This window comes from Streptomyces acidicola, assembly GCF_009377235.1.
Lineage (GTDB): Bacteria > Actinomycetota > Actinomycetes > Streptomycetales > Streptomycetaceae > Streptomyces > Streptomyces acidicola.
In genome coordinates, this window is the sequence record NZ_VMNX01000356.1 from 1 (window position 1) to 7,068 (window position 7,068).

Sequence of the window (7,068 nt, forward strand, 5' to 3'; positions counted from 1 at the left end):
CCGCTCTCCCCGTTCCCCCCGCTCTCCCTGATCGCCCTGCTCTCCCCGCTCTCCGCGCGACGGCTGCCGCGGCTCGGGCGCCGCGGACGGTGGCGCCGGTGCGGTGACCCGGTCCTGGCGGTGCGGTACGGGCCGGTGGTCGTTCACCATGTGACTTCCCCACTGCGTTCGTTGTCCGTGTACTTTCCGTTGCCGTCGGCCCAGGTGCGGACGCGGACGCTCTCCACCACGCCCGTCCGCAACGGGATGAGCCGCAGGGATCCCGCGAACCGGCCGGAGGCCGTCCACACCACACGGTCCGCGGTGCCGTCGTGGTCGAAGCCGTCCGGCCGGGCGGCTTCGACGACGGACCGGACGGCCTGCGGGGCGAAGGTGATGGACCGGGTCTCCGCCGGGTCCCTGCTGAGCAGCGAGAGTTGGGCCGGGGGGCAGAGCAGCAGGGGCCGGGCCTGCTGCTCCCGGGTGTTCAGCGCCTCGCGGACCCGCTGCGACCCGATGCCCAGCAGCGCCGTCGGGTCGCCGCGCAGCCGGTCCCGCCGGGCGAACGGCGGTGCGGGAACCACGCCGTTGTGCCGCAGGTGCACACGGGCGGCGACGATGGCCTGGCGCACGGCGGCCTCCATGGTGCTCGGAGTTCCGGCCGCCCCGATGGACACCGCCCGCGCCGCGCCGACGGCGCCGTCGGCCCTCCGGCCGGCCGTGCCGGTGTAGCGGCGCAGTGCGTCGACGGTGGCGTCGGCCAAGTCGGCCACGAGGGTGGGGACCAGATCCGGTCCGCCGTCGCCCGCGCCACGGTCCAGCCACGGCGGATCGGCACGGTGGTCGGTGACCGGCGGCACGCCGTCGAGGTGTCCCTCGGGGTGTCCGCCGGGGTGTCCGTCCGCGCGGAAAGGCGTCCGGCCGGGTGCGGCAGGCGGTGCTCCGTCCGATTCCGGCCGCGCGGGCGGCCTGGTGGAACTCGCGGCTTCGGCGTACCCGGCTGCCTGCTCGTCCTCGGGCCGGTCCGCGTTCCCCCACGCCGCGCCGTCCCAGGAGTACTCGTCCCCGGAGTGCTCATCCCAGGAGGAGTCGTCCCAGCGGGGATCCGCCCAGCCGTCCGACCCGCCCCGCCCGCCCTGGCGTCCGTCGTGTCCCTCCGGCACGGCGGACGCGGGCTGTCCTGCCTCGGCCTCGGCCGCCGCCCCGCGCAGTACGGCCGCCAGGGTCCTGGCGCCGTCGGCGCAGCGGGTCCGTTCGTCCGCCGCCCACCACTGCCGGCGCAGCGCGTCGGCCAGTACGGTGTCGAGGTCCGCGAGGAAGGTGCGCAGTTCCGTCACTCCGGTCGCCTCCCACCAGTCCCCCACCGCCCGGCGCCACCACACGGCGACGCACAGGACGGAACCGAGGACACCGAGCAGCACACCCGCGAGCCCAGCGGCGGGCGGCACCGTGACGAGCCGGTCCAGCCCCAGTCCCGCCGCTGCCCCGAGCAGTAGTGCGGCGGCCCGGGCGATGCCGGCCTGGTGGGTGCGGCCGCCGGCCGTGCGCCCCGGGTGCGTGGTCGCCGCGAGCGCGCCGCCGAGGAAGAACACGGCCGCGGTCAGCAGCACGAGCAGGGTTCCCGGCCAGGGCCACAGCGCGGACAGGAACGCCAGGAGGGCGGTGAGCGCCAGGTGGCCGGCACGGGCCCGGGCGAAGTACAGGGTCTGCCCGGCGGTCACCCGCCGCAGCGACTCCTCGGGGCAGGCGCGTTCCAAGTCGTGCAGCCGGGCGGCGGCGGGCACCGGGGCGACCCGTTCCGCCAGTGCGGACAGCTTGGCCGCGGCGGCCCGCAACGGCAGACCGGAGGTGAGCAGCCGCGCCGCGCAGCGCTGGAGCCCCTCGTCAGGGCCGCCGCCGACGCGGGAGCGGCCGTCCTCCGCCGGAAGCTCGACGCCTGCGTCGGCGAGGCGCGCGAACGCCTCGTTCGACGGGATGCCGGGCGAGCCGCTGTCCCGCAGCACACCGGCGGCGCCCTCCCGGTACCGGCGCAGCGCGTCCACCGCCCGCTCGATGGTCCGGGGGACCTGCCCGGCCACCCGACGCCCCGTCAGCAGCGCTGTGGCGGTGTCGAGGTCGGCGCGGGCCTCGTCGAGGTCGCCGAGCGCCTGGACGCACGCCCGGTGGGCGGTCTCGGCGGGCCCTCCGGCGCGAAGCAGTGTCGCCGTGAACCGTTCGGGACCGGGCCCGAGCAGTTCGGCGAGGCCCGGGGGCAGGTCCTGTGCGAGGGGTGGAACGCCGGCCGGCCCGTCGTCTCCGGCGAAGTGGGTCAGCGCGGTGCTCCATGCGCGGTCCCGTACGGCGGCCGACAGATCGTGCTCCAGGACCCGCAGGGAGAGCGCGGCGACCGAGACCGGGGCGTTCCGCAGCTCGGACAGCACGCCGTCGAAGACCTCCGGGACGCGCAGCAGGTCGGTCAGGGCCCGGAGCGCGGCTTCCGTCTCACCGTCCGGGTCGGCGGTACGGGGATCGTGACCTGCGCGCGGGTCCGCGGCCCAGAGCACCCCGGTGCCGGAGGACCGCAGGACGGACGCCAGCCGCAGTCGGCGGCCGGCGCCACCCGTCACCGGCCCGGTGTCCGGGGGTGGCGCGGCCTGGTCCCGTGGGCCGGGCAGGCCGCCCACCACGAGGCAGAGCAGCCGGACGGCGCCCAGTGTCGGGGAGGCGGTCACCAGCTCGTACGCCTCGGCGTGGGCGGTCAGACCGTCCGGATCGTCGACCACCAGGAACCGCAGGTCCTCGGCGCCGGTGTGGCCGCTGTCGGGCAGGCGTTCCGCCACCCTGCGGCGCAGCTCGGCCGCGTTCGCCGGGACCTCCCTGCCGCCGCGGAAGTCGAGCACGGCCACCGGAGCTCCTGTCGTGCTCACGCGTGGTCCTCCCGGCTCTCCGGTCGGTCGTTGCCGCCTGAGTTCGGCGTGGTGTCCTCTTCGGGCCAGTCGGCCTCGCCGTCCGTGCCCCCGATGCCCCACGGGGCCGGTGACCCGACGCCCGGCCATCCCGCGTCGGGTTCCGTCGCGTGGCGGTGGGCCGGGTAGTCGGGAATGCGGGCCGTGGCCGGTGTCGGCGCGGGGCGGCCGGCGGGAGCGGCGGCGGGTGCCGGGCGGGCGGGCGCCCGGCCCGCCGGAGGGGCGGCCGGAGCGACGTCGTTGGTGTCCGGCTGCCATGGGTCCCGATCGCCGTGGAAGCCGGCCGGTTCCGCCTCGCCGCGGTGAACGGTGTGCCGTGTGCCGCGGTGGGTGTCCGTGCCGGGTGCCGGGCGGCGGTCGGGGTCCGTGTCCGCCCGGTCCGGCCACGGGTGGGGCTCCGTGCCGTTCGGCGTGGACGGTTCCGGCCAGTCGGGGTCCTCGGCGGCTCGCATACGGGACCGGGCCGGGCCGGATGACCGTCGGGCGCCGGGAGCGCCGCCCGCCGCTGCCGCAGGCGGGTCGGCCGGGTCGTGCCCCGGGCCGTGGTGCGGGGCACGCTCGGAGGACACCGGCGGCGGGGCGGAGCGGGTCATCGGGACCTCGCTCGGCGACGCGTCGGCCTCGGGCCTTCCGTAGGAGTCGGGGGCGCCGAAACCACCGCCTCGGTGAGGGGCCGGCCCCGGTGCGCCGCTGCCCGGGTGTCCGTTGCCCGTACCCGCTCCGGCCGTCCGGCCCCATGCCTCGCCCGCGGGTCCGGGCGGCGGCTGTCGCCGGGCGGTGGGCTCCCGCTCGCCGTGCTCCCAGGGGGCGTTCGGGTGGTCCCAGTCCTCCCGGGTGCCGTACGTCCCCCCGTCGTACGGCCCGTATCCGCCGGCCCCGGTGCCGTCGCGGCGGCCCTCGTGGATCCATTCCTCCAGCTCGCGCAGGGTGGGGTGGGCCACGCGTTCCCCGTCGGGGAAGGGCAGGTCGAGTGCTCCGGGCAGGGTCTCGGCCCAGAACTCGCGCAGCGGGCGCGCCCATTCGGCCACCCGGGCGCCGTAGCGCCGCTCCCGGTCCTCGATCAGGGCGAGCTGACGGGGTGCCACCTCGTGGACGAGCTTGAGGTAGAGCTCGGAGGGCTCGCTTCCGGAGGTGCCGAGGCCGTGGGGAAGCACGTTCATGATCACACCGCAGTAGCTCTGCACGATGTTCTCCTCGGCCAGCAGGGCCCAGCGTTCGTACGCCCGCAGCAGACCCGCCCAGCTGGAGATGCCGTCCTGGTACTCGTCGAGGCGCAGCTGGATGCCGGGCGAGTCCGGGCTCCTGTCGTCGTGGAGCCGGATGCGCAGACGCACCGGGGACTCGGGGGTGCCCTGGTAGTCCACCTGCCCGTTCCACAGGGCGCACAGCAGCCGGTGCAGGATGTGCTTGCGGTCCTCGGCGGTGCTGGCCAGCCAGTTGTCGCGGTACCCGAGCCGCTGCCGCCAGCGCAGCACGTCGTCGTCGCGGCGGCCGTCCTGGGCCCTGGCCCACTGGCGCAGCACCTTGCGGGCCTCGGGCACCTCGGTGAGGCTCATCTCGCTGCGGAACAGCACCACGGTGATCGAGTCGGTGTCCACGGCCCGGAACTCGATGGTGCGGCGGCTGTCGCCGGGCAGCCGCAGCTCCTTCTCCAGGTAGTTCTCGACGGCCACTCTGCTCTGTGTGCCGGGGTAGGTGATGAGGACCTTCAGACGGCCGTTGCCCTCGGGGGTGAACGCGGCCGGCAGCAGACCGGCGAGTTTGTAGCCGAACTGGTCGAGTGCCCGCTTGCTGACCTGCTCGGCGGCCTCGCCGTCACCCGCCGCGGCCGACAGGAGGGTGCCCATGCGCGGCAGCAGGGCGCGGGCCCGCTGCCGGCTGGGGCGTTCGGCGAAGAGGCGCTGGACGCGGTGCTTGAGGGCGGCCTTGACCTCGGACACCGCGGCTGACGGCGAGTGCCGGCCGACGGCGAAGGCGGACTTGCGCAGATCGGCGTCGACGAGCTTGAGCAGGAGCGCGGCCTCGTCCCCGTTGGGTCCGAGCTGGTCGCTCTCGACGAGACGTTCCATCAGCGCCTGGTAGAAGCGGCCCAGGTTGCCCTGCGGCGGCAGCAGGTAGGAGACGCCCGTGCGGTCGTCGTACAGGTCCTTCACCTTGGCGGCGTAGGCGCGGGGCTGGTCGTCCACGTGCTTGCGGAAGGCCTCGCCGATGGCGCGGGCGTCGTTCTGCAGGACGCCGGCGGCCTGCCGCCAGCGGGGCTCCTGCTCGTTCCAGGCGCGGTGCCAGATGACGCGGGCCCGCCACTTGTACCAGCGGTTCTGTTCGGCGATGACGGCGGCCACCTCGTCGTCGCCCCAACGTGGACGGGACAGTCCCGCCGCCCGTCCCCGGATGCGCGGCACGGCAGGCGGCTGCACGTCCACTCCCCGGGGACGGGCGGGGTCCTGCCGGCGCTGGTCGAGCATGCCGAGGAAGCCCAGCCGGGCCACGGGGTCCGCTTCGCCGGGCACCCCGGCGACCACCCGGTCGAGGGTGAACAGATCGATCTTGTGGAGCAGTTGTTCGGCGGCGGCGCGCGGCGCGAAGCCCTCCACCAGCGTGGGCATGCGGTTGGTGACGCGTCGTTCGAGGTCCGCCAGCAGACGCCGCATCTCCTCCATGCGGCCCCGCAGGGCGTTCTCGATCTCGCTGCTGCCGCGGGGCAGCGGGTCGGGGTCGGCCACCTCCAGCGGGTCGCGCCGCCACAGTTCGCCCAGGCCGGCGGCCGTGAACATCTCCCGTACCAGTGGCGCCGTGTCGTGCGGGCCCGGGGTGGAGGTGTCGGTCAGGCGCTGGACGGCCTGGGCCAGCATCCGGGCGGCGACGAGTTCCGCCAGTTCGTCCAGCGGTGCCGTCATGGAGGCGACGAGGCTGGTCGAGATGCCCTGCCGGCCGATGCCGGTGGCGGAGCGGGTACGGCGGCTGACGTCGCCGTTGACGAAGGTGGCGGCGAAGGTCTGGTAGTCGTCGTCACGGCCGCCGCCCTTGCCGTCACCGAGGTTCAGATCGGTGCCGACGAGGGAGAGGACGAGGGAGACGATGGACCGGCGAAGGTCGTCGGGGCGGATGCCCGCCGTCGGGCTGAACAGGAACGCGGTGGGCACGGTGCCGGGCCGCAGCGACACCGGATGGACCTGCGGGTAGCGGATGCGCAGGGCTTCCTGCTGCTCGGTGTCGCCCAGTTCGGTTCCGGCGTCGGGCGCGTTCTGCTCGTCGACCAGGCGGGAGAGGTCCACCACGGCGCGGGCGGCGTTCAGTTCGGCCTCCCGTCCGCCGCCCTTGGCCTCGGGGAACGCCGAGGGCATGACCACGAGGGGATAGATCCGCGCGCCCGTGAACCTCTTGTCCTTGAACGCCTGCCCGATGAGGTGCAGATAGTCGAGGAAGATGCCCGCGCCGGTGCCACCGGCGACGGAGAACGCCACGAAGACGTCGCAGCCGCTGATGGTGCCGCCGCCCACCTCCTGCAGTTCCCCGCCGGAGCCGGCGATGGCGTCGATGGCGCGGAGCAGCGGTGCCACGACCGGGGCGGGTCCGTTGCGCAGGGTGGCGAACAGTGCGGCACGGCCCACCGTGGGCAGCTGACCCGCGCCGCTGCGCAGCGGAGTGACCTTCGGCTCTCCCGCGTGCGGTGGCAGCCAGTCGGCGACCTCCTCGCGGAGGATGGCCCGCAGCATCTGCGTCACTTCGGGGGAGCTCTCGTAGTCGGCGGGCAGCAGGTCGTGGGTGGCGCGCGAGGTGCGGGCGTACGCCTGGCGCAGTGAGGTGTCGGCGCTCAGGTGCGGCAGCCGGGCGAGTTCGCCCTCGCTGTAGTCGGCGTACACGAACTGCAGGCAGCTGGGCAGTTCGTACGGCAGGCGCCCGCCGCTCCCGGTGAGCGCCGTGCCGTCGGGTCCGCAGAGTTCGGCGCGCAGCCGCCGTTCCAGTTCGGCCCCGATCAGACCGCCGGTGCCGCCGAGGCCGACGAACAGCATCGGCTGGAAGATCTTCATCGTTCGTTCCCCCTTGCCGGGTGCTCGCGCACGCCGGGCGTTCGGTGGTGCCCAGGCCCGGATGCCGGACCTGACGTGGGCTGTGGGGTGGGTGACGTGGACTGTGGGGTGGG

2 protein-coding genes are annotated in these 7,068 nt (G+C 75.2%); both read right to left on the bottom strand.

Annotated features, from left to right (window positions below; genetic code table 11):
• Positions 1–143 precede the first annotated feature (143 nt).
• Positions 144–2,885: a hypothetical protein gene (locus FPZ41_RS43425; protein ID WP_152870054.1), complete on the bottom strand. Its 2,742-nt coding sequence runs from the start codon at positions 2,883–2,885 to the stop codon at positions 144–146.
• The gene (locus FPZ41_RS43430) at positions 2,882–6,955 is read right to left on the bottom strand and encodes a tubulin-like doman-containing protein (RefSeq protein WP_228023402.1); all 4,074 of its coding nucleotides are present in this window, start codon (positions 6,953–6,955) and stop codon (positions 2,882–2,884) included. The genes FPZ41_RS43425 and FPZ41_RS43430 overlap by 4 nt, the downstream gene beginning before the upstream one ends.
• Positions 6,956–7,068: the final 113 nt, after the last annotated feature.

Excerpts from the sequence above, each read along its gene's own strand:
- FPZ41_RS43430 (WP_228023402.1), bottom strand. The coding sequence starts at position 6,955 with ATGAAGATCTTCCAGCCGATGCTGTTCGTCGGCCTCGGCGGCACCGGC.